The organism is Candidatus Pelagibacter sp. PS_44 (genome assembly GCF_059417735.1).
This window is the reverse complement of sequence record NZ_CM182063.1, coordinates 1,079,810-1,100,163: the sequence shown is the minus strand read 5'-3', so window position 1 is coordinate 1,100,163 and position 20,354 is coordinate 1,079,810. Positions and strand designations below refer to the sequence as shown.

20 protein-coding genes are annotated in these 20,354 nt (G+C 31.9%); 18 read left to right on the top strand and 2 right to left on the bottom strand.

The annotated features are described in order from the left end of the window. Nucleotides 1–2 precede the first annotated feature (2 nt). From AC5SLO_RS05990 to AC5SLO_RS05940, 11 genes are all read left to right on the top strand, one after another. Nucleotides 3–1,499: an FAD-linked oxidase C-terminal domain-containing protein gene (locus tag AC5SLO_RS05990; RefSeq protein ID WP_494573060.1), complete on the top strand. Its 1,497-nt coding sequence runs from the start codon at nt 3–5 to the stop codon at nt 1,497–1,499. Further along, nucleotides 1,465–2,733 (top strand): FAD-binding protein, encoded by a 1,269-nt coding sequence (locus tag AC5SLO_RS05985; RefSeq protein WP_494573059.1) that lies wholly within the window; start codon nt 1,465–1,467, stop codon nt 2,731–2,733. Before AC5SLO_RS05990 ends, AC5SLO_RS05985 begins: the two co-directional genes overlap by 35 nt. Then, complete coding sequence (gene glcF, locus AC5SLO_RS05980) at nt 2,733–4,028, top strand: glycolate oxidase subunit GlcF (protein ID WP_494573058.1); 1,296 nt, start codon at nt 2,733–2,735, stop codon at nt 4,026–4,028. Before AC5SLO_RS05985 ends, glcF begins: the two co-directional genes overlap by 1 nt. A 2-nt stretch (nt 4,029–4,030) precedes the next feature. Next, nucleotides 4,031–4,984, top strand: a complete 954-nt coding sequence (locus AC5SLO_RS05975) for a 2-hydroxyacid dehydrogenase (protein WP_494573057.1) — start codon at nt 4,031–4,033, stop codon at nt 4,982–4,984. Between the two features lie 180 nt (nt 4,985–5,164). Next, complete coding sequence (locus tag AC5SLO_RS05970) at nt 5,165–6,322, top strand: TRAP transporter substrate-binding protein (protein WP_494573056.1); 1,158 nt, start codon at nt 5,165–5,167, stop codon at nt 6,320–6,322. A gap of 91 nt (nt 6,323–6,413) precedes the next feature. Continuing rightward, nucleotides 6,414–6,998, top strand: a complete 585-nt coding sequence (locus AC5SLO_RS05965) for a TRAP transporter small permease subunit (RefSeq protein ID WP_011281580.1) — start codon at nt 6,414–6,416, stop codon at nt 6,996–6,998. Continuing rightward, entirely contained in the window at nt 6,988–8,349 is a 1,362-nt protein-coding gene (locus AC5SLO_RS05960) for a TRAP transporter large permease (RefSeq protein WP_494573055.1), read from the top strand. Before AC5SLO_RS05965 ends, AC5SLO_RS05960 begins: the two co-directional genes overlap by 11 nt. Before the next feature lie 9 nt (nt 8,350–8,358). Then, on the top strand, nt 8,359–9,696 hold the full coding sequence (locus AC5SLO_RS05955) for an amidase (protein ID WP_494573054.1): 1,338 nt from the start codon (nt 8,359–8,361) through the stop codon (nt 9,694–9,696). Next, nucleotides 9,686–9,865, top strand: coding sequence for a hypothetical protein (locus AC5SLO_RS05950; protein WP_494573053.1), 180 nt, complete (start codon nt 9,686–9,688; stop codon nt 9,863–9,865). The genes AC5SLO_RS05955 and AC5SLO_RS05950 overlap by 11 nt, the downstream gene beginning before the upstream one ends. Nucleotides 9,866–9,877: 12 nt before the next feature. Continuing rightward, nucleotides 9,878–11,590 carry an alpha/beta fold hydrolase gene (locus AC5SLO_RS05945; protein WP_494573052.1) on the top strand — a complete coding sequence of 571 codons (1,713 nt, stop codon included), beginning with the start codon at nt 9,878–9,880 and terminating at the stop codon, nt 11,588–11,590. A gap of 49 nt (nt 11,591–11,639) precedes the next feature. Next, nucleotides 11,640–12,203 (top strand): hypothetical protein, encoded by a 564-nt coding sequence (locus AC5SLO_RS05940; protein WP_494573051.1) that lies wholly within the window; start codon nt 11,640–11,642, stop codon nt 12,201–12,203. Here AC5SLO_RS05940 and ftsY read toward each other — a convergent pair. Both ftsY and dapF read right to left on the bottom strand, forming a co-directional pair. Then, nucleotides 12,196–13,113, bottom strand: coding sequence for a signal recognition particle-docking protein FtsY (ftsY, locus tag AC5SLO_RS05935; protein ID WP_494573050.1), 918 nt, complete (start codon nt 13,111–13,113; stop codon nt 12,196–12,198). The two genes, AC5SLO_RS05940 and ftsY, sit on opposite strands and share 8 nt — an antisense overlap. Then, nucleotides 13,113–13,943 (bottom strand): diaminopimelate epimerase, encoded by an 831-nt coding sequence (gene dapF / locus AC5SLO_RS05930; RefSeq protein WP_494573049.1) that lies wholly within the window; start codon nt 13,941–13,943, stop codon nt 13,113–13,115. Before dapF ends, ftsY begins: the two co-directional genes overlap by 1 nt. 160 nt (nt 13,944–14,103) lie before the next feature. On the opposite strand from dapF, the gene ffh reads away from it, so the two are divergent. Genes ffh through leuB form a run of 7 tightly spaced genes read left to right on the top strand, consistent with a single transcriptional unit; the run spans nt 14,104 to nt 20,348 of the window. Beyond that, complete coding sequence (gene ffh, locus AC5SLO_RS05925; RefSeq protein WP_494573048.1) at nt 14,104–15,462, top strand: signal recognition particle protein; 1,359 nt, start codon at nt 14,104–14,106, stop codon at nt 15,460–15,462. Between the two features lie 13 nt (nt 15,463–15,475). Beyond that, nucleotides 15,476–16,012 carry a 30S ribosomal protein S16 gene (rpsP, locus tag AC5SLO_RS05920; RefSeq protein ID WP_494573047.1) on the top strand — a complete coding sequence of 179 codons (537 nt, stop codon included), beginning with the start codon at nt 15,476–15,478 and terminating at the stop codon, nt 16,010–16,012. An 8-nt stretch (nt 16,013–16,020) separates the two neighbouring features. Next, nucleotides 16,021–16,707: a tRNA (guanosine(37)-N1)-methyltransferase TrmD gene (trmD, locus tag AC5SLO_RS05915; protein WP_494573046.1), complete on the top strand. Its 687-nt coding sequence runs from the start codon at nt 16,021–16,023 to the stop codon at nt 16,705–16,707. Between the two features lie 16 nt (nt 16,708–16,723). Then, nucleotides 16,724–17,227, top strand: coding sequence for a 50S ribosomal protein L19 (gene rplS / locus AC5SLO_RS05910; protein ID WP_494573045.1), 504 nt, complete (start codon nt 16,724–16,726; stop codon nt 17,225–17,227). A gap of 10 nt (nt 17,228–17,237) precedes the next feature. Then, the gene (gene leuC, locus AC5SLO_RS05905; RefSeq protein WP_494573044.1) at nt 17,238–18,641 is read left to right on the top strand and encodes a 3-isopropylmalate dehydratase large subunit; all 1,404 of its coding nucleotides are present in this window, start codon (nt 17,238–17,240) and stop codon (nt 18,639–18,641) included. A gap of 2 nt (nt 18,642–18,643) precedes the next feature. Next, the gene (gene leuD, locus AC5SLO_RS05900; RefSeq protein WP_490039840.1) at nt 18,644–19,249 is read left to right on the top strand and encodes a 3-isopropylmalate dehydratase small subunit; all 606 of its coding nucleotides are present in this window, start codon (nt 18,644–18,646) and stop codon (nt 19,247–19,249) included. Continuing rightward, on the top strand, nt 19,242–20,348 hold the full coding sequence (gene leuB, locus AC5SLO_RS05895) for a 3-isopropylmalate dehydrogenase (protein ID WP_490039839.1): 1,107 nt from the start codon (nt 19,242–19,244) through the stop codon (nt 20,346–20,348). The genes leuD and leuB overlap by 8 nt, the downstream gene beginning before the upstream one ends. The last annotated feature ends 6 nt before the right edge of the window (nt 20,349–20,354 follow it).

The window sequence follows — 20,354 nt, the reverse complement described above, 5'->3', positions numbered from 1 at the left end:
TAATGAGTGAATTAGTTCTGCCAAAGATAGATAAAGCAACGATAAATAAAAAAGAATATATCTTTAAAAATCTTGCAAAAATTATAAATCCAGAAAATGTTTTAAGTCATGCTGATGACGTTAAGCCATATGAAACTGATGCATTAGCGGCTTATACGCAGACACCACTTGCTGTTGTGATGCCAGAAAATACTGAAGAAGTAAGTAACATTTTAAAGTTTTGTTACAAAGAAAATATTAAAGTTGTACCAAGGGGAGCTGGCACTGGCCTTTCAGGTGGTGCACTACCTTTAAATGATGCAATTTTATTAAGTCTTGGGAAATTTAATAAAATTATAGAAATTGATTTTGAAAATAAATGTGTAGTAACCCAACCTGGTGTAACAAATCTAGGAATTACTCATGCTGTCCAACATAAAAATTTTTACTATGCACCAGATCCATCAAGTCAGCTTGCATGTTCAATAGGTGGTAATGTTGCTGAAAATTCAGGAGGTGTTCACTCTTTAAAATATGGAACAACAACTAATAATATTTTAGGTGTTGAAATGGTAATGATGGATGGAACGGTTTGTAGAGTTGGTGGAAAAACTCTTGATCAAGAAGGATATGATTTGATGGGATTAATTTGTGGTTCAGAAGGATTATTAGGAGTGATTACTGAAGTGACAGTTAAAATTTTAAAAAATCCTCAAGTAGTTAAAGCAGCGTTAATAGGATTTCCAACAATTGAAGAAGGTGGAAATGCAGCATCAGAAATAATTTCAAGTGGAATTGTTCCGGCAGGCATGGAAATAATGGATAAAGCTTTAATAGAGGCAACAGATAATTTTAGTAAAGCAGGTTACCCAAGAGATGCAGAGCTTTTATTAATTGTAGAATTAGATGGAACTGAGTCTGAAGTAGATGAATTATTAAAACAAGTAAGAACTATTTGCGAAAAAAATAATTGCTCAAGTTTAAAATTTAGCAAAAATGAAAAAGAAAGACTATCATTTTGGGCAGGTAGAAAAGCAGCATTTCCAGCATGTGGAGCTATGGCACCAGATTATTACTGTATGGACGGATCCATACCAAGAGGAAAACTAGCAGAAGCTTTACTTGAAATAAAAAAACTTTCTGAAAAATATGAGTTGCCAGTAGCAAATTGTTTTCATGCGGGAGACGGAAATTTACACCCGTTAATAATGTTTGATGGGGGTGATAAAGAACAATTAAGAAAAACTGAAGAATTTGGAGCTGAAATACTAAAAGCCTGTGTAAGGTTAGGAGGAGTTATAACTGGAGAACATGGGGTCGGAATTGAAAAAAGAGAACTAATGTGTGAGATGTTTAATAATACAGATATTCAACAACAATTAGATATTAAAAAATCGTTAGATGAAAAAAATTTGTTAAATCCTGGAAAGGTTTATCCAATATTAAGAAAATGTGCAGAGGAAGGAAGGGTACATGTCCACAGAAATGAAGAAAAATTCCCAGATCTTCCAAGATTCTAACAACATCTATTATCCAGAAGATGAGCTGCAAGTTTCAAATCTAGTTCAGGAGCTTTATAAAAAAAACCAACCAACAGAAATAATTGGCACAGGCTCAAAAAATTTTATTGGTAACAGAATACAATCTGCAAAAAAACTATCTATGTCTAAATTGTCAGGTGTAATTGAGTATTTGCCTGAAGAACTTTATATTAAAGTTAAAGCTAACACGACATTAGAGTCAGTTGAAAAGGAGTTAGAAAAAAATAATCAAGAATTGGCTTTTGAGCCTATTGATTTTGGATTTATTGAAAATGGAAAATCAAACAAGGGCACTATAGCAGGTCATTTAGCTTGTAATTTTGCTGGCTCTCGAAGATTTAAAGTCGGAAGTTTAAGAGATCATATATTAGGTTTTAGAGGTGTAAATGGTAAGGGAGATATAATTAAATCAGGCGGAACAGTTGTAAAAAATGTTACTGGTTATGATTTATCAAAGCTAGTTACAGGATCTTTTGGAACTTTAGTAGCATTAACTGAAATAACATTAAAGGTTTTACCTAAAAAAAAATTATCAAATACAATTACAATTTATACTGATGATAAAAAATTAGTTAAAGATTTATTCGAAAAAATTTCTGGCTCAAGTAGCGAAGTCTCAGGAGCTGTTTATATTCCTGAAGAACCCAAAGACGAAAATTATGACCAAAATAAAGAAATGGTTTTTAAATTTAATGATTTAAAATATAAAGGATCATTTTTAGCGTTAAGAATAGAAGGAGATAAAATCTCAATAGAAGAAAAATTAAAAGCTTTAACAATTGAACTTGAGCTTAGTAATTTGAATACAATAATTTTGGATGTTCATCAATCAATACCATTTTGGAAAAAAATAAACAATCTTGAGATATTTAAACAAACAAAAAATAACCTCTTAAGAGTAGTAGTGCCCCCTTCAAAAGGCCCTAAGTTGATGCAATTCCTAGGCAATAAGTATAAATATTACATTGATTGGTGTGGCTCATTATATTGGATAGAGGTTCAATCAAAGAAGAACTCTAAGGTAAGTGATATTAAAAAATTAACCAAGGAATTAGGTGGTTATTTAACTATCATAAAAACATCGGAAGAATATGATTACGAAGAAACAATTTTTACAGTAGATGATACAAGACTTTTAATATCAGAAAAGATCAAAAAAAGTTTTGATCCTAAAAGAATTTTTAATCCGGGAAAAATGTACAGAGGAATTTAATGCAAACAAACTTTACTGAAAAACAATTAAAAGACAGTGATAATACGGCAACAGAAAAAATTTTTAAAAAGTGTGTTCACTGTGGTTTTTGTAATGCAACTTGTCCAACTCATCAAATATTTGGTGATGAATTAGATGGGCCTCGGGGAAGAATTTATTTAATTAAGGATATGTTGGAAAATCAAAAAAAACCAACAGCAAAAACGGTAAAACACATAGATAGATGTTTGTCTTGCTATAGCTGCATGACCACTTGTCCCGCTGGAGTAAATTATATGCACATCATTGATCATGGTAAAAAATATATTGAAAAAAACTATGAAAGATCTTTTTTTGATAGAACAATTAGGAACTTTTTATCAGTAGTGTTACCGAATACTGGATACTTTAGATTAGCAAGTTATATGGTTAAATTAGCTAAACCTTTTCAATTTTTAATGCCATTAAAAATAAAAGATATGATGAACTTGATGCCAACAAGTTTTCCTAAAAAAACCTTAAAACAAAAAGAAATTTATCCCGTTGCTAAAAATAAGAAAGTTGCAAGAGTTGCGCTTTTAACTGGTTGTGTGCAGAAAGAAATTTCTCCTCAAATTAATGAGGCCACGATTAGACTCTTAAATAGACATGGAGTTGAAGTAATTGTTCCTAAAAAAATTAGATGTTGTGGTTCTTTAAATCACCACTTAGGAAAAGAAGATGATGCTCACCAGGATTTTATAAATAATATCAATACTTGGTTTGACGAACATCAAAAAGGAAATTTAGACGCTATTTTATCTAATACTTCTGGATGTGGAACTACCATGAAAGACTATGGTTTCATTTTTAGAGATGATGAAAATATGAAAAAGAAAGCTAAAGTAATTTCTGATTTAACCAAAGATGTCACTGAATATTTAAATACAAATTTAAAATTAAATTTTAACTCTAAAGAAAAGAAGTATAAAATTGCCTATCATTCAGCTTGTTCAATGCAACATGGACAAAAAGTACACAGTCAACCCATGTCATTACTTTCAAAAACAAATAATGAAATTATGGAAATTCCAGAAGGACACATCTGTTGCGGATCTGCTGGTACTTATAATATTTTGCAGACTGAAATTGCAAAAGAATTATTAAGTAAAAAAGTAAAAAATATTGAAAGTTTAAAACCTGATTTTATATCAACTGGAAATATTGGTTGTATTACTCAAATTTCTAATGGAACGAAAACTCCAATTTTACATACCATTGAGATATTAGATTGGTATACTGGCGGTCCAAAACCAAAAATATTACAAAAAAATTAACTATGAAAAAAATTATAATTACAAGAAGGTTATTAAAAGAGTCTGAAGATAAAGCATCAAAAATATTTGATGCAAAATTTAATAGCAATGATGAATTATACTCTCAATCAAAACTAATTGAATTGAGTAAAGGACAAGATGCAATCCTAACTTCTTTAACTGATAAGATGGATGAAGAAACTATAAACAAACTGCCAGATAGTATTAAGATAATTTCTAATTTTGCAGTTGGTTTTGGAAATATTGATTTAGAAGCAGCCAAAAAAAGAGGAATAGCTGTAACTAATACACCAGAGGTTTTATCTGATGCCACAGCTGAGATTGGAATTTTATTAATACTTGGAGCATGTAGAAGAGTTCCAGAGGGCATTCAGGCTGCAAAAGAAAGTAGCTGGAAATGGTCTGCAGATTATTTGATAGGAAAACAGTTAACTGGTACGAGGCTTGGAATTTTAGGAATGGGGAGAATAGGTCAAAAGATTGCAAAAATTGCAAAATCTTTAGGAATGATTATTCATTATCACAACAGATCAAAACTAAGTGACGAAAAAGAACAGGGTGCGATTTATCATGATAGCATTAAAAGTCTTTTTGGAGTTTCAGATGTATTGTCAATTTGTTGTCCCGCAACAAAAGAAACAGAAAATTTAATTAATAAAGAAACATTAGAATATTTTCCAACAGGTGCAGTTATAACAAATGTAGCTCGTGGAGATATTGTTGAAGATGAAGCTTTAATAGATGCATTAAATAGAAGAAAAATTTATGCAGCAGGACTTGATGTTTATAAGGGTGAACCAAATTTAAATCCAGGCTATCTGAAGATTAAAAGTGTTTTTATTTTGCCTCACCTTGGTAGTGCCACTAAGCACACAAGAATTGCTATGGCCAATCTAGCAATAGATAATATTGATGAGTTTTTCATAACAGGAAACTGTAAAAATAAAGTAAATTAATTTTTTGTTATCAAGTTAATTTAATACAATTTTAAGTTGTACTGTTATTGTCGCAAGAAGATTTTTTTATCATAAAACATAATTTTATAGAGCCGTTCAAAGTATACTATTCTTTAGACTCTGATCACGAATGTGATTAAGATATCGCCAGTTAATTAACAAATAATCAAAGGAGAAATAATGAGTAAAGAAAAAAAATCATTGAAGAGCTCAAATTCTTCAAGACGTAAGTTCTTTAAGACTGCTGCTAAAGCAGGTGCTGTAGCCGCAACAGCTGTTGCAATGCCTAATATAGCAACTGCAGACGGACACGTTACATTAAAGATGCAAGCAGCTTGGCCTTCAGGCGCAAACATTTTTTTTGAAATGGCGCAAGACTACTGTAACATGGTTAGCGATATGTCAGGTGGATCACTTAAAATTGATCTTCAGCCTGTAAACGCAATTGTTAAAACTTCAGAAATCGGAGCAGCGGTAAGCGATGGAATCGTTGATATGGGTCACTGGGTGACTGCATATTGGTATGGTAAAAACGCTGCAGCTTCACTTTTTGGAACTGGTCCTTCATACGGAATGTCATCTCAAGAAGTTATGGGATGGATGGAGTATGGTGGAGGAAGAAAATTATATGAAGAAGCAGTAGCTAGTGTTGGATATAACTACACTGGATTCTTTCATATGCCTATGCCAGCACAACCTTTTGGTTGGTTCAAAAAGAACGTAACTAAAGTATCTGATGTTAAAGGTATGAAGTATAGAACAGTTGGTCTAGCGACTAACGTTTTAACTGCTATGGGAATGGTCGTAAGACAATTACCAGGTGGTGAGATCCAACCAGCAATGAAAACTGGTTTGATTGATGCTGCTGAGTTTAACAACCCAACATCAGACTCACAGTTTGGAATGCAAGATGTCTCTAAACACTATCACTTAGGAAGTTTCCATCAATCTCAAGAGATGTTTGAAATTCCTATGAACACTAAGAGACTGAAAAGCCTTTCACCTGCTCATCAAGCTATCTTGAAGAACGCTGCTTATGCTGCTAACTCAGATAACTACTTCAAAGCACTTGTTAGATACTCTGACAGTTTAGCTGATTTGATGAACACACATAAGGTTAACGTTTACCAAACATCTGATGCCATTTTAGCTGAACAGTTAAAAGGTTGGGATAAAGTTGTTGGAGAATTCTCTGGAAAAGATGCATTCTTCAAAAAAGTGGTAGACTCTCAAAAAGCATACGCTAAGAAAGTAATGAAGTACTTGCTGATGAATCAGCCTAATTACAAACTAGCTTATGAAAATGAGTTTGGACCAATTGGAAAAGTTAAAATCTAATTAACTTTTTAATAATTTAAGAAGGGGGTTTCGGCCCCCTTTTTTTATAGTACAGTTTTTAACAAAATTAGAGTATCCTATTCAAATCATGATGAGAGCCTACATAAAATTAGCTGACACGTTAAGCACCTCAATAGGTAAGGCTTTTTCTTGGTGTATAGTTATTTTGATGGGTGGAACTTGCTATGAAGTTATGATGGCCTATGTATTTAATAAGCCAACACTTTGGAATTTTGACTTTAGCATGCAGATGTATGGTGCAATATTAATGATGTCAGGTGCTTATTGTTTAGCAACTGAATCTCATGTTAGAGGAGACGTAATTTACAGATTATTTAAACCAAGAACACAAGGCTATATTGATTTAGTACTTTATTTTATTTTCTTTTTTCCTGGTGTCGTATCTTTAGCATTTTATGGTTATGAATATGCTGCACTTGCTTGGAAGATAAAAGAGACTAGTTGGAGTAGCCCGGCGCAAATTAATATTTATATGGTAAAATCTTTAATACCTGCCGCGGGAGTATTTTTGGTTATTCAGGGAATAGCTGAAGTATTTAGAGCAATTATTTGTATTAAAACTGGACATTGGCCAGCAAGAATGGTTGTTGCTGAAGAGACAGAGCAAATTTTAATGAGAACAGCACAAGACGAGGATCAAAAAGATGTTATTTAGTTTAACAAATCCAGAAGTTGCCATCTTCATGATGGGGTTATTTTTATTTGCGGTGCTATTAGGTTTTCCAATTGCCTTCACTTTAATGGCTATGGGAATAGGTTTTGGATATTATGCTTATTACGATCCCGCTTTAATGGATCATGTATTTGATAATAGGATATTTTCTTTATTTGTAAAAAACACATACACCGTTATGGATAATAACGTGCTCACCGCTGTACCACTGTTTTTATTCATGGGATATTTAGTTGAAAGAGCTGGCATTGTAGCAAAATTATTTTTTGCAATAAGACTTGCGGCTCATAGAATACCAGCTTCAATGGCAGTAGCTGCTCTAATAACATGTACTTTGTTTTCTACAGCAACAGGAATTATTGGTGCAGTTGTAACCTTAATGGGTCTACTTGCTTGGCCTGCGATGGTTAAAGCAGGATATGATAAAAAATTTGCTTCAGGAGTAATTTGTGCGGGTGGATGTTTGGGTATTTTAATACCACCTAGTATTATGTTAATTGTTTATTCAGTAATAGCCCAGTTATCTCCTTTGAGATTATTTGCGGCAGCAATTTTTCCAGGACTTTTACTTGCGGGACTTTATATAGCTTACGCAGTGGGTAGAGCTTGGCTCCAACCATCAATTGCACCTAAGCCAAGAGCAGAAGATATTCCACCACGAGCTGAAATTTTAAAAGAAGTATTAGTTTCTTTCGTCCCTCTTTTTGGATTAATTATGTTGGTTCTTGGAACAATCTTAGCAGGTATAGCAACTCCAGCAGAGGCCGCAGCAGCAGGAGCATTTGGTGCTATATTGTTATCTTGGTTTTACAAAACACTTAAATGGCAAAGTTTTAAAGAGTCTGTTTTTCTAACTGCAAAAACTACAGCTATGATTATGTGGTTATTTATTGGTTCTTGGACTTTTTCTTCTGTATTTTCTTATCTAGGTGGTCATGAAATTTTTGAACATTTCTTTACATCAATAAATATAAATACATGGCAATTTTTAATTATTACACAAATTATTATTTTTCTTTTAGGATGGCCGTTAGAATGGACTGAAATCTTAATTATATTTGTTCCAATATTTTTACCGCTTCTAGAAGTATTTGATGTTAATCCATATTTCTTTGCAATGTTAATTGCTCTTAATTTACAAACATCTTTCTTAACTCCTCCAATGGCAATGTCAGCTTATTATTTAAAGGGTGTTCAAAAGAAAAATGTTGAATTGATGGAAATATTTGCAGGCATTATGCCATTCTTGGGCATAGTAATATTTGCTATGTTTCTTATGTATATGTTTCCAGGTATTGCCTTATGGTTGCCAGAAACGTTATTTGCAAATTAGACAAACCAAATGTTAAATATTTTTACACTCACAGCCAACAAATTGGCTGAACATTTAAAATCAGGCCAATTATCTTCAGTTGAAGTTTGTACACAATATATTGAGAGAATTGAAAAATTTGAAAAAGATGTAAAGGCATGGCAATATTTTGATAAAAAAAAGCTTTTAGAAAAAGCTGTAGAGGCAGATGAGTATAGAAAATCAGGTAAACCACTAGGCTCATTACATGGCTTACCAATTGCGGTTAAAGATATAATTGGTACATTTGAAATGCCTACTGAATGTGGTTCTCCCTTAAGAAAAAAAATGCCTAGCTCACAAGATTCAGAGGTAGTTAATTTACTTAAGATTGAAGGAGCGATAGTGATGGGTAAAACTGTAACTACAGAACTTGCATATTTCCATCCTGGAAAAACTACCAATCCACACGACAACACAAGAACGCCAGGGGGATCATCAAGTGGTTCAGCAGCTGTCATTGCAGCACATATGGCGCCCCTATCAATTGGAACCCAAACTAACGGCTCAGTTATTAGGCCCGCTTCTTACTGTGGGGTTGTAGGCTATAAGCCTTCTTATGGATTAATTTCAAGAAGTGGAGTTATGAGGCAGTCTGATAAATTAGATCACATCGGAGTTTTTGGAAAAACGGTTGAAGATGTTGCTTTGTTTGCAAAATCATTAATTAAAAAAGATTTATATGATCCATCAACTATTCATTATGCTGCAGATGAAATGTTAAATGTTTGTAAAAAGGGTCCAATATATGAGCCAAAGTTTATTTTTTACAAAACTAAAAATTGGAAAAATATTGATAAAGAGTCCCAAAAATCTTTTGATTTCTTTATAAAAACTTTTAGTAAAAATATTGAGGTTTTTGATACCCCATCTTATTTTGATGACATTCCAAAATATCATAAAATAATTCATGAAACTGATATGGCAAATAATTTTCAAGGTTATTATAAAAAATCTAAAAAATTTCTTTCTAAAGAGATGGTTAGTGCAATTGAAAGAGGACTAAAATACTCAGCAAAAGAATATGCTGAAGCAATAGACTTTATGAAAAGAAGCTACGAGTCCTATAAAGAGGTTTTTGAAGATTTTCATGGAGTATTAACTCCGTCATCGTCTGGGGTTGCTCCAAAGGGTTTAAAGAGCACAGGTAGCCCAGAATTCTCAACTATTTGGACATATATGGGTTTGCCGTCTATCTCATTACCTTTACTTATCGGTGCAAATAATTTACCATTAGGAATTCAATTAGTTGGAGACAAGTTAGATGACCTAAGGTTTCTTGGTGTAGCTAATTGGTTAGAAAAAAATTGTAAAAAATATGCTAAATAAAATATCAACATTTTTAGGATCGTGTCTTGCAACAATATTTCTTATTGGACTTGCAACAACCTTAACTAGATCTTCTATGATTGGTTTTTGGGACGTGTTACCCGTATATATCTTAATGGCTTTAGCAATTGGAATGATGATTTACGAAGCTTATTTCGATAAAAAATAAATCAAATTTTTAGTGAATAATTTAAAGAATAATTATTTACCTTTTTTATTACTTTTCATTCAACCTATTTTTATGGCAAGCAATCTAATCGTTGCAAGAGGTGGAGTTGAATATGTGCCTCCAATTTCTCTAGCATTTTGGCGGTGGACTGCTGTATTTTTAATATTATTACCTTTTACCTATAGTTCTCTTAAAAAAAACTTTAAATTTGTAAAACAAGAATACAAAAGAATATTCTTTATTGGGTCAATGGGGTGTGGTGTTTGTGGTGCCTTTCCATTTTTAGCAGGCCAAACAACAACAGTTACAAACATGGGAATTATATATTCCTCATCACCAATATTTATAATTTTAATTTCAAGCATTTTTTTTAAAGAGAAAATAAATTTTTTAAGAATTGTAGGTCTAGTTTCTTGTTTAGTTGGGGTTTTTGCTATTATTATTAAAGGTGACTTATCTTTATTAATTAGCTTAAAATTTACAATTGGTGACCTCTGGATGTTAGCTTCTGCAATAGGCTGGGCCCTTTATTCAATTTATTTATTTTATTGGAAAACAAATTTAAAAATTTTTGATCGATTTACATTGATCGCATTTTTTGGTGTAGTTAGTTTATTTCCATTTTATTTGATTGAAGAAATTTTTTTTGTTAAAACAATTTTTAATGAAGACTTTTTCATTTGGGTTTTATTTGCTGCTATTTCCCCAGGAATAATAGCTTTTACATTATATACCATGGCACAAAAAAAACTTGGGGCCTCCATAACAGGTTTTACACTTTATATCTTTACAGTTTATAGTGCCATTTATGGAGTTTTATTTTTTAATGAACAGCTTGAATATTATCACTATCTAGGAACAGCCTTAGTTTTTGGTGGTGTTTATTTAGTTAAAAAAAAAATAAATATGAAAAAAAAACTTAAAGAGTATTTATTGAAGTTAATTTTAATTATACCAATAGCTTACTTTTCTTTACTTTTTATTATATTTATATTTCAACGAAATTTATTATATCATCCAAAAGAAAATAACTATTCTGGCGATGAATTAAAAGTTAAAATAGAAAAAGTAAAGGTTGAGACAGGTGATAATATTGAATTACTTGGATGGTTTCATGAAAAAGATCTTATAAATTTTAAAACTCTGGTTTTCTTTCATGGCAATGCAGGAACATTAGAAAATAGAATACATAAAATTAATCATTTCAAAGAAATGAATATAAACTTTCTAATCATTTCCTGGAGAGGATTTAGTGGCAACTTAGGCAAACCATCAGAAAAAGGATTATATGAAGATGGTGAGAGTGCAATTAATTGGTTAAAAAAAAAAGGACTTAAAGATAGTGACATTGTTCTGTATGGTGAGTCATTAGGTACTGGAATTGTAACTCATGTTGCTCAAAACCGTAAATTTGCAGGTATTATACTAGAATCTCCATTTACATCTATGGTTGATGCAGCAAAAAATGTGTATCCATATTTTCCAATCAGATTTTTACTTAAAGATAAATACGAAAGTGACAAAAAAATTGAAAATTTTAAGTCTCCAATTTTGATTATGCATGGAGAAGCAGATAAAATAGTGCCATTTTGGATGGGTAAAAAAATGTATGAATTAGCAAATGAACCAAAGTATTCTTACTTTTCCGAAAAAGATAATCACATGATGGAATACAACAAAAAAATGATAGTAGTTTTGAAGGAATATTTAAAGAGTTTAAATTAAGCCACAATCTGACCAAATAATTTACAGATTTTATTTTTAAATATTAAGAGTGCTAAGATTTATTATATCTTTATTATTTATAATTTCTTTCAGTAATTTTACATACTCCGATGAGACAAATTATAATACAGATAATCTTTTTCATGTAGGTCAAATGAATTCTTATGATAAAAATTTTAGTCTTTATTTTAAAACTAGAGAAAAATCTATTTTAGCAAGAGGAGAAAATTTTAATTATGTTACTGATTTTCCCCAGGATCTTTATATTTATGACTATAAAACAAAAACTTCATCCCCTTTAATCTCTTATGAATGGTTTCCATCACAAGCTAAATTTTTTTTAGAAGAGTATGATTTTCCAGTTTTTCCAGAGGATTTTGCGTATTACCTACTAAGGGATAACAATACATTAATTATGATTAGTGCAATTAAAAATATCAAAACAAATTTTCAATTTGATATTGCGAATAAGAAATTAAATCAATATTCCTCTACTGGAAAACTAGAATTTATAATTTCATCAGTTGCAAAAAATTGTGGACATTCACATCTACAAGAAAATTATAAATGTAATTATTATAAACCTTTAATTTCTAACAACTTGATTAATTAATATTGATAAAAGCTTCTGCAAACTTTTCTGCATTAAAGATTTGTAAATCATCTTCTTTTTCTCCAAGTCCCAAAGCAATTATTGGTAGCTGATATTTTTTAGCAAGAGCTAATAAAATACCCCCCTTTGCTGTTCCATCTAATTTTGTCATTATTAGACCAGTAACAGGGATAATTTTATTAAATTCTTCTACTTGGTTAATTACATTTTGTCCTGACGTAGCATCTAAAACCAAAATTACATCATGTGGTGCATTAGGATCTATTTTTTTAGTTACATTAGCAATTTTTTTATATTCTTCCATTAAGTTTTTTTTATTTTGTAATCGTCCAGCTGTATCAATTAACACATGATTAAAACCTTCTTTTAATGCTTCTTCTATAGCCTTGTATGCAACAGAGGCTGGATCAGATCCTTGTGATGATTTAGTGATTTGTATATCAATTTTATTCGCCCAGCTTTCTAACTGCTCGATAGCCGCCGCTCTAAATGTGTCACACGCAGAAAACATAACTTTATTTCCATTAGATTTTAAAATTTTGCCTATTTTACCTATGGTTGTAGTTTTACCAACTCCATTAACTCCTGATATTAATACTGCATTGAGTGTTTCTTTCTTATCAAAAAAATTTTGGTTTTCTAATGGTTTCATTAATGTGATTATATAATTTTTAAGAATTAAATTAACCTCATTCATAATATCTTTTTTAGGATTAATTTTTTCTTCAGAAATAATCTTTTTAATTTCTTCGGCTGCAACAAGACCAACATCTGACTGAATTAAGTATTCCTCTATTTGATCTAATGTTTTGTCATTAATTTCTTTTTTGATAATTATATCTCTTAAACCAGAGGTGAAAGTAGATGCACTTTTTTTAAAACCAATTTTAAATTTATCAAAAATTCCCATTATAATTTAATATCTATATCTTGAATATCAGAGACTGGTCCCTTCATAAAAACACTATTTCTTTCGTCAATAAAAATTGTTAGTTTTCCTAGAGCAAACTCAATGTCTAAAGTTTTATCAGCTAGTTGATTTATATTTGCTGCAACAGCCGTTGCACAAGCTGCGGTGCCACATGCCTTAGTAAGTCCAGCACCTCTTTCCCAAACTTTAACTTTTATTAGATTTTTATTTATAACTTTTGCAAGAGTAACATTGCATTTTTCTGGAAAAAATTCATGATGTTCAATTTTTGGACCAAGGTTTTTCAAATCAAATTTTTCTATTTCTTCTACAAAAAATATTATATGTGGATTGCCAACATTAACGGCTGTACCCCCAATAAATTTAATATTATTGTCATCTATAATCTCAATTTTCAAATTTTTTGTATTCATTTCTCTAATTAAAGGAATTTCTTGCCAATCTGTTTTTGCTATTCCTATCTCAGTTTCTACCAATTTATTTTCAATGATATTAGATTTTAGCGAACCCGACTCTGTCAAAACTGTTATTTCCTTTTGCCCATTTTCTCTTGATAGGAACTCCGCAACACATCGAGTACCGTTTCCGCAGGCTCCAGATATACTGCCATCTGAATTATAAAAAACTAGTTCTGCGTCAGCATCATTTGTTTTATTTTTTTTAATCAAAATTAGCTGATCACATCCAATGAAATTACGATCACATACTTTGATTATTTGATCTTTGCTTAAATTTAAGTCCTTTTTTCTTAAATCAATGATAACGAAATCATTGCCTAAACCATCCATTTTAAATGCTTTAATATCCATATATAGATATTTAACTTATTTATTGACTTTTTGTACCTCTATTATAGGTTGTTGCCGTTCCCACAAAAACGTTAAATTTGTGGTGTCTTTGGTAACAAAGAGATCAACACTAGTCAGCGAGGATTCGCCCACTAGTGCAGTACTGCTATGTGTAAAAAAAATGTTTGAAAACTTAACGAATAAATTCGAAGAAATCTTTTCTTCTTTAAAAAAAGCACCATCACTTGATGAAAATCAAGTTGATGAAGGTTTAAGAGCCATTAGACAAGCTCTCTTGGAAGCCGATGTATCGCTTGATGTAGCTAAAGATTTTATAACAAGAGTTAAGCCAAAAGTTTTAGGACAAGAAATAATTAGATCAACCTCTCCGGGTGATATGGTTGTTAAAATTGTTCACGATGAGTTGGTAAGTTTTTTAGGTGAAAGCAACACAGATATTAATTTAAATGCTGTTCCACCAGTTTCGATGATGCTAGTGGGCTTGCAAGGTTCGGGTAAAACTACAACTACTGCAAAATTAGCAAAATACTTAGAAAAAAATAAAAAAAAGAAATTAATGATGGTCAGCCTTGATGTCTACAGACCAGCAGCACAAGAACAACTTAAATCCTTAGGCGAACAAAACAATATTTTAACTTTACCAATTATTGAAGGACAATTGCCAGCAGATATTTGTAGAAGAGCAGTAAGTGCTGCTAATTTAAATGGGGCAGAAATTATATTATTTGATACAGCAGGAAGGACTCAAATTGATCTTCAGATGATGAGTGAGATTAAACAAATAGAGAGTATAATTAATCCAACAGAAACTTTTTTGGTCGCAGATTCCTTAACAGGGCAAGTAGCAGCAGAGGTTGCTAAAGAGTTTAAAAATACCGTGAATTTAACCGGTATTGTTTTAACTAGAGCTGATGGTGATGCAAGAGGTGGAGCTGCACTTAGTATGAAGTATGTCTCTCAAGTTCCAATTAAATTTTTAGGGGTAGGTGAAAAAACAGAAAATTTAGAAGTTTTTCATCCAGATAGAATAGCAAATAGAATATTAGGTATGGGTGATATTGTTTCTCTAGTTGAGAAAGCAGCTGAAGATCTTGGTGAAGAGAACATAAAAAAAGCAGAAGAAAATTTAAAAAAAGGTCAATTTTCGATGGAGGACTATTTAACTCAGCTAAGACAAATGAAAAAAATGGGTGGAATAGAGGGGATAATGTCATTTATGCCAGGTGTTTCTAAGATGAAGGCACAAATGGATACTGCAGGAATTGATGAAAAAATTATTTCTCAAAATGAAGCAATAATTTTATCTATGACGAAAAAAGAAAGAGGAAATCCTAAAATCATTGATGGTTCTAGGAAAAAAAGAATTGCTAATGGCTCTGGAACAGATGCGGCCACTATCAATAAATTGCTTAAGCAATTTAAAATGATGTCTGAAATGATGAAAAAGATGTCAAAAGGAAACCTGAAGGGTATGTCCGATAAAGGAATACCTCCAGAGCTACTAAATCAACTTAAATAATAAAGGAGAAGAAATGTTAAAAATAAGACTATCAAGAGGTGGAACAAAAAAAAGACCAGTTTACAAAGTAGTTGTAGCTGATAGCCGACGTGCAAGAGATGGAAGATTTATTGAGAAGGTAGGATTTTTTAATCCTCTTTTACCAAAAGATAAAAAAGAAAGAGTTGGACTAGAAGCTGAAAGAATTAAATATTGGTTAGGTGAAGGTGCACAACCAACTACTAGAGTTGCGAGAATATTAGGTGAAAATAATTTAATCACAATGCCAGTAAATGGGAGCAATCCTCTTAAAGCGGTTCCAAAAAAAGAAAGAAAAAAAGAAGGTGATGAAGCTCCTAAAGCAGAAGCTCCAAAAGCAGAAGCTCCTAAAGCAGAAGCTCCTAAAGAAGAAGCTCCAAAAGCAGAAGCTCCTAAAGCAGAAGCTCCTAAAGAAGAAGCTCCAAAAGCAGAAGCTCCTAAAGCAGAAGCTCTTAAAGAAGAAGCTCCAAAAGCAGAAGCTCCAAAAGCAGAAGCTCCTAAAGCAGAAGCTCCAAAAGAAGAGGCAAAATAGTTTGACCTATGTGGCAAGCTCAAATTTTTACACTTTACCCAGATATTTTTCCCGGTCCTTTAAGCAAGGGGCTTTATGGGAAAGCTTTAGCAAATAAAATCTGGGATTTAAAAGTTGTAAACATAAGAGATGCAGCAGAAGATAAACACAAAACAGTAGATGACACTCCATTTGGAGGTGGTTCTGGAATGTTGCTAAAGGCTGATGTATTAGCAAAATCTATTGATCAAAATAAAAAGGAAGGAGAAAGAATTTTTTATTTATCTCCTAAAGGAAAAAAACTTGATCAAAAATTAGCTTTAGAATTATCAAGAGAAAAATCTGTAAGTTTAATTTGTGGGCACTTTGAGGGTGTTGATGAAAGAATATTGTCGACTAGAAATATTGAAGAACTTAGCATTGGTGATTTTATTTTGTCAGGAGGAGAAACAGCTTCATTTGTTGTTTTAGATAGTATTCTAAGATTATTACCTGGCGTTTTGGGAAATGAACAATCAAAAAGTGATGAGAGCTTTGAGAATGGACTTTTAGAGTATCCCCAGTACACAAAACCTCAAATTTGGGAGGAAAAAAGCGTTCCAGATGTGCTATTATCAGGAGATCATAACAAAATTAAAGACTGGCGTTTATCACAATCAGAGGCTATAACACGCGTCCGAAGACCAGATTTATGGGAAAAGTATAAGAAAAACTAATTAAAAATATAGCATTATGAAAACGATTGAAGAAATAAACCAATTTAACGTTAAAAAGATATTAGCAGAAAAAAAGATACCAGAATTTTTTCCTGGCGATGTTATTAAAGTTGGTGTGAGAATTACTGAAGGAAAAAAAGATAGAATTCAGTATTTTGAAGGTGTTTGTATTGCTAGAAAAAATAGAGATCTTAATTCTTCATTTACAGTTAGAAAAATTTCATTTGGTGAAGGTGTTGAAAGAACGTTTCCTTTATATGGATCCGTTATTGACTCAATTACTGTAATAAGACATGGAAAAGTTAGAAGAGCTAAATTATATTACTTAAGAGATAGAACAGGTAAATCAGCTAGAATCGCAGAAAAAATTAGAAAAAAAATAGGTATAGAAGTTGATGTTAAGCCTGAAACAGTAACAGAAGAAACTTTAGCACCAGTAGAAGCTGTAGAAGCTGAGACTGAAAAACAACCAGAAGCTCAAGTTGAAACAAAAATAGAAAAAACTGAAGAAAAAAAATAATTTTTTTTCAATGCCTTTAACTCTTTACGATAAAATTTGGAATGATCATTTAGTTGATCAGCAGGAAGATGGAACAGCACTACTTTTCGTTGATAGGCATTTAGTCCATGAAGTTACAAGCCCCCAAGCATTTGAAGGATTAAGAAATGCAAATAGAAAAGTAAGACAACCAAGTCTTACGCTAGCTGTTGCAGATCATAATGTTCCAACTACTGATAGATCTAAGGGTATTGCTGATGCAGAGTCAAAAATTCAAGTAGATACTTTGGAAAACAATTGTAAAGAGTTTGGAATTCAATATTTAGGAATGAATGATAAACGACAAGGTATAGTTCATATTATTGGACCAGAGCAAGGATTTACACAACCAGGAACAGTAATTGTTTGTGGAGATAGTCATACAGCAACCCATGGGGCATTTGGAGCCCTAGCTTTTGGTATAGGCACATCTGAAGTTGAACATGTTTTGGCAACTCAAACCTTAGTGCAGAAAAAAGCAAAAAATTTCAGAATAAATGTAAATGGAAAGCTTCCAATTGGTGTGACTTCAAAAGATGTAATTTTACAAATTATAGGTGTTATTGGTACAGCAGGTGGAACAGGATCTGTTATAGAATATTCAGGCAGCCTAATTTCATCCTTAAGTGTTGAGCAAAGAATGACAGTTTGCAATATGACAATTGAAGGTGGAGCAAGAGCTGGATTAATAGCCCCAGACGAAAAAATTTTTGAATATTTAAAAGGTAAGCCAATGTCCCCAAAAAATACAGATTGGGATAAAGCTATGAAATATTGGATGAGTTTAAAAACAGATGATGGCGCTAAATTTGATAAAGAAATAAACTTGGTTGCAGAAGATATTCTTCCCATGATTACTTGGGGAACATCTCCGCAAGATGTCATCACCATTGATGGCAAAGTTCCAAATCCACAAAATGAAAAAGATGAGGATAAAAAAAATTCTATAGAAAGATCTTTGAAATATATGGGTTTAAAGGCCGATACATTAGCTACAGATATAAAAATTGATAAAGTTTTTATTGGAAGTTGTACAAATGGTAGAATAGAGGATTTAAGAGAGGCTGCAAAAATATTAAAGGATAAAAAAAAAGCAGCACATGTTCATGCAATGGTTGTTCCAGGATCTGGGTTAGTTAAAGAACAAGCAGAACAAGAAGGGCTTGATAAAATCTTTATAGAGTCAGGATTTGAATGGAGAGAGCCAGGTTGCTCTATGTGTTTAGCTATGAATGCTGATAAATTAAAACCAGAGGAAAGATGCGCATCAACATCAAATAGAAACTTTGAAGGTCGACAAGGAAGAGGTGGGCGTACGCATTTAGTAAGCCCTGGAATGGCAGCTGCTGCAGCCATTTCTGGAAATCTTGATGATGTTAGAAAATATCAAAATTAGAAATGAAAAAATTTAATACACTTAAAAGCATTCCAGCTTATTTACCAATAGTTAATATTGATACAGATATGATTATTCCTAAACAGTTCTTAAAAACAATTAAGAGAACTGGACTTGGTAAAAATTTATTCTTCGAAATGAGGTACGATGATAACGGTAATAGTTTAAAAGATTTTGTTTTAAATCAAGAGCCTTACATTCAATCAAAAATATTAATTGCAGGTAAAAATTTTGGCTGTGGGTCATCAAGAGAACATGCGCCCTGGGCATTATTAGATTTTGGAATAACATGTGTGATAAGCTCAAGCTATGCAGATATTTTTTATAATAATTGTTTTAAAAATGGAATTTTGCCAATTACTTTGGAAGAAAATAAAATTAAAGAATTATCTGAATATTCAAAAAGAAAAGAGGAAATAGCAATTGATTTAATGGAAGAGAAAATAATTTTTGGAAATAATGAAATAAAGTTTGATATTGATCCTTTTAAAAAAAAATGCCTATTAGAGGGATTAGATGATATTGCTCTTTCATTAGCAAAAAAAGATAAAATCATGACATTTGAGGAAAATTTAAAAAATACTAAGCCATGGATATTTAATGATTAAAGTAAAAAAAAGAAAAATTTTACTTTTACCTGGGGATGGCATTGGTCCTGAAGTAATTCAGGAAGTGAAAAAAATTATTCAATGGTTAAATTCAAATAAATCTTTGGACTTTGAGATTGATCAAGATTTAGCTGGAGGATGTTCTTACGATAAACATGGAACTCCAATTACAGATGAAGTTTTTTATAAAGCTTTAGAAAGTGAAGTTGTAATGTTAGGAGCTGTTGGTGGTCCAAAGTGGGATAATTTAGATTTTTCTAAAAAACCTGAAAGAGCATTATTGAAATTAAGAAAAGAATTAAAATTATTTGCAAATTTGAGACCAGCAATTTGTTTTGAGCAATTAGTTGATGCATCAACTTTAAAGCCAGAAATTGTATCCGGATTAGATATAATGATTGTAAGAGAATTAACAGGTGGAATTTATTTTGGAGAACCAAGAGGAATTAAACCTATAGAAAATGGAGAAAGAAAAGGCATAAATACTCACACTTATACTACCAGCGAGATAGTTAGAGTGGCTAAAGTTGCCTTCGATTTAGCAAGAAAAAGATCCAACAAAGTTACTTCGTGTGAAAAATCTAACGTGATGGAAGCTGGGCAATTGTGGAAAGAAGAAGTTCAAGAATTACATGACAAAGAATATAAGGATGTAGAACTAAGTCATATGCTTGCAGACAACTGCGCTATGCAGTTATTAAGAAATCCAAAACAATTTGATGTGATTGTTACGGATAATTTGTTTGGAGACATGTTATCTGATCAAGCCTCAATGTTAACTGGTTCGTTAGGTTTACTGCCATCAGCATCATTAGGAGCTAAAAATAAAGAAGGAGAAATGAGAGCAATGTACGAACCCATTCATGGATCGGCACCTGATATAGCCGGCAAAGGAATTGCTAATCCAATCGCTAGTATTTTAAGTTTTGCAATGGCTTTAAAATATTCTTTGGATTTAGATAAAGAGGCGGAGGCTTTAGAGAAAGCGGTTCAAGATGTACTAAATGATGGCTTAAGAACTAAAGATATTCTATCAGAAGGCACAAAAGAGGTTTCAACTTCTCAAATGGGTGATGCGATAATTTCAAAATTGCAATAATCTATT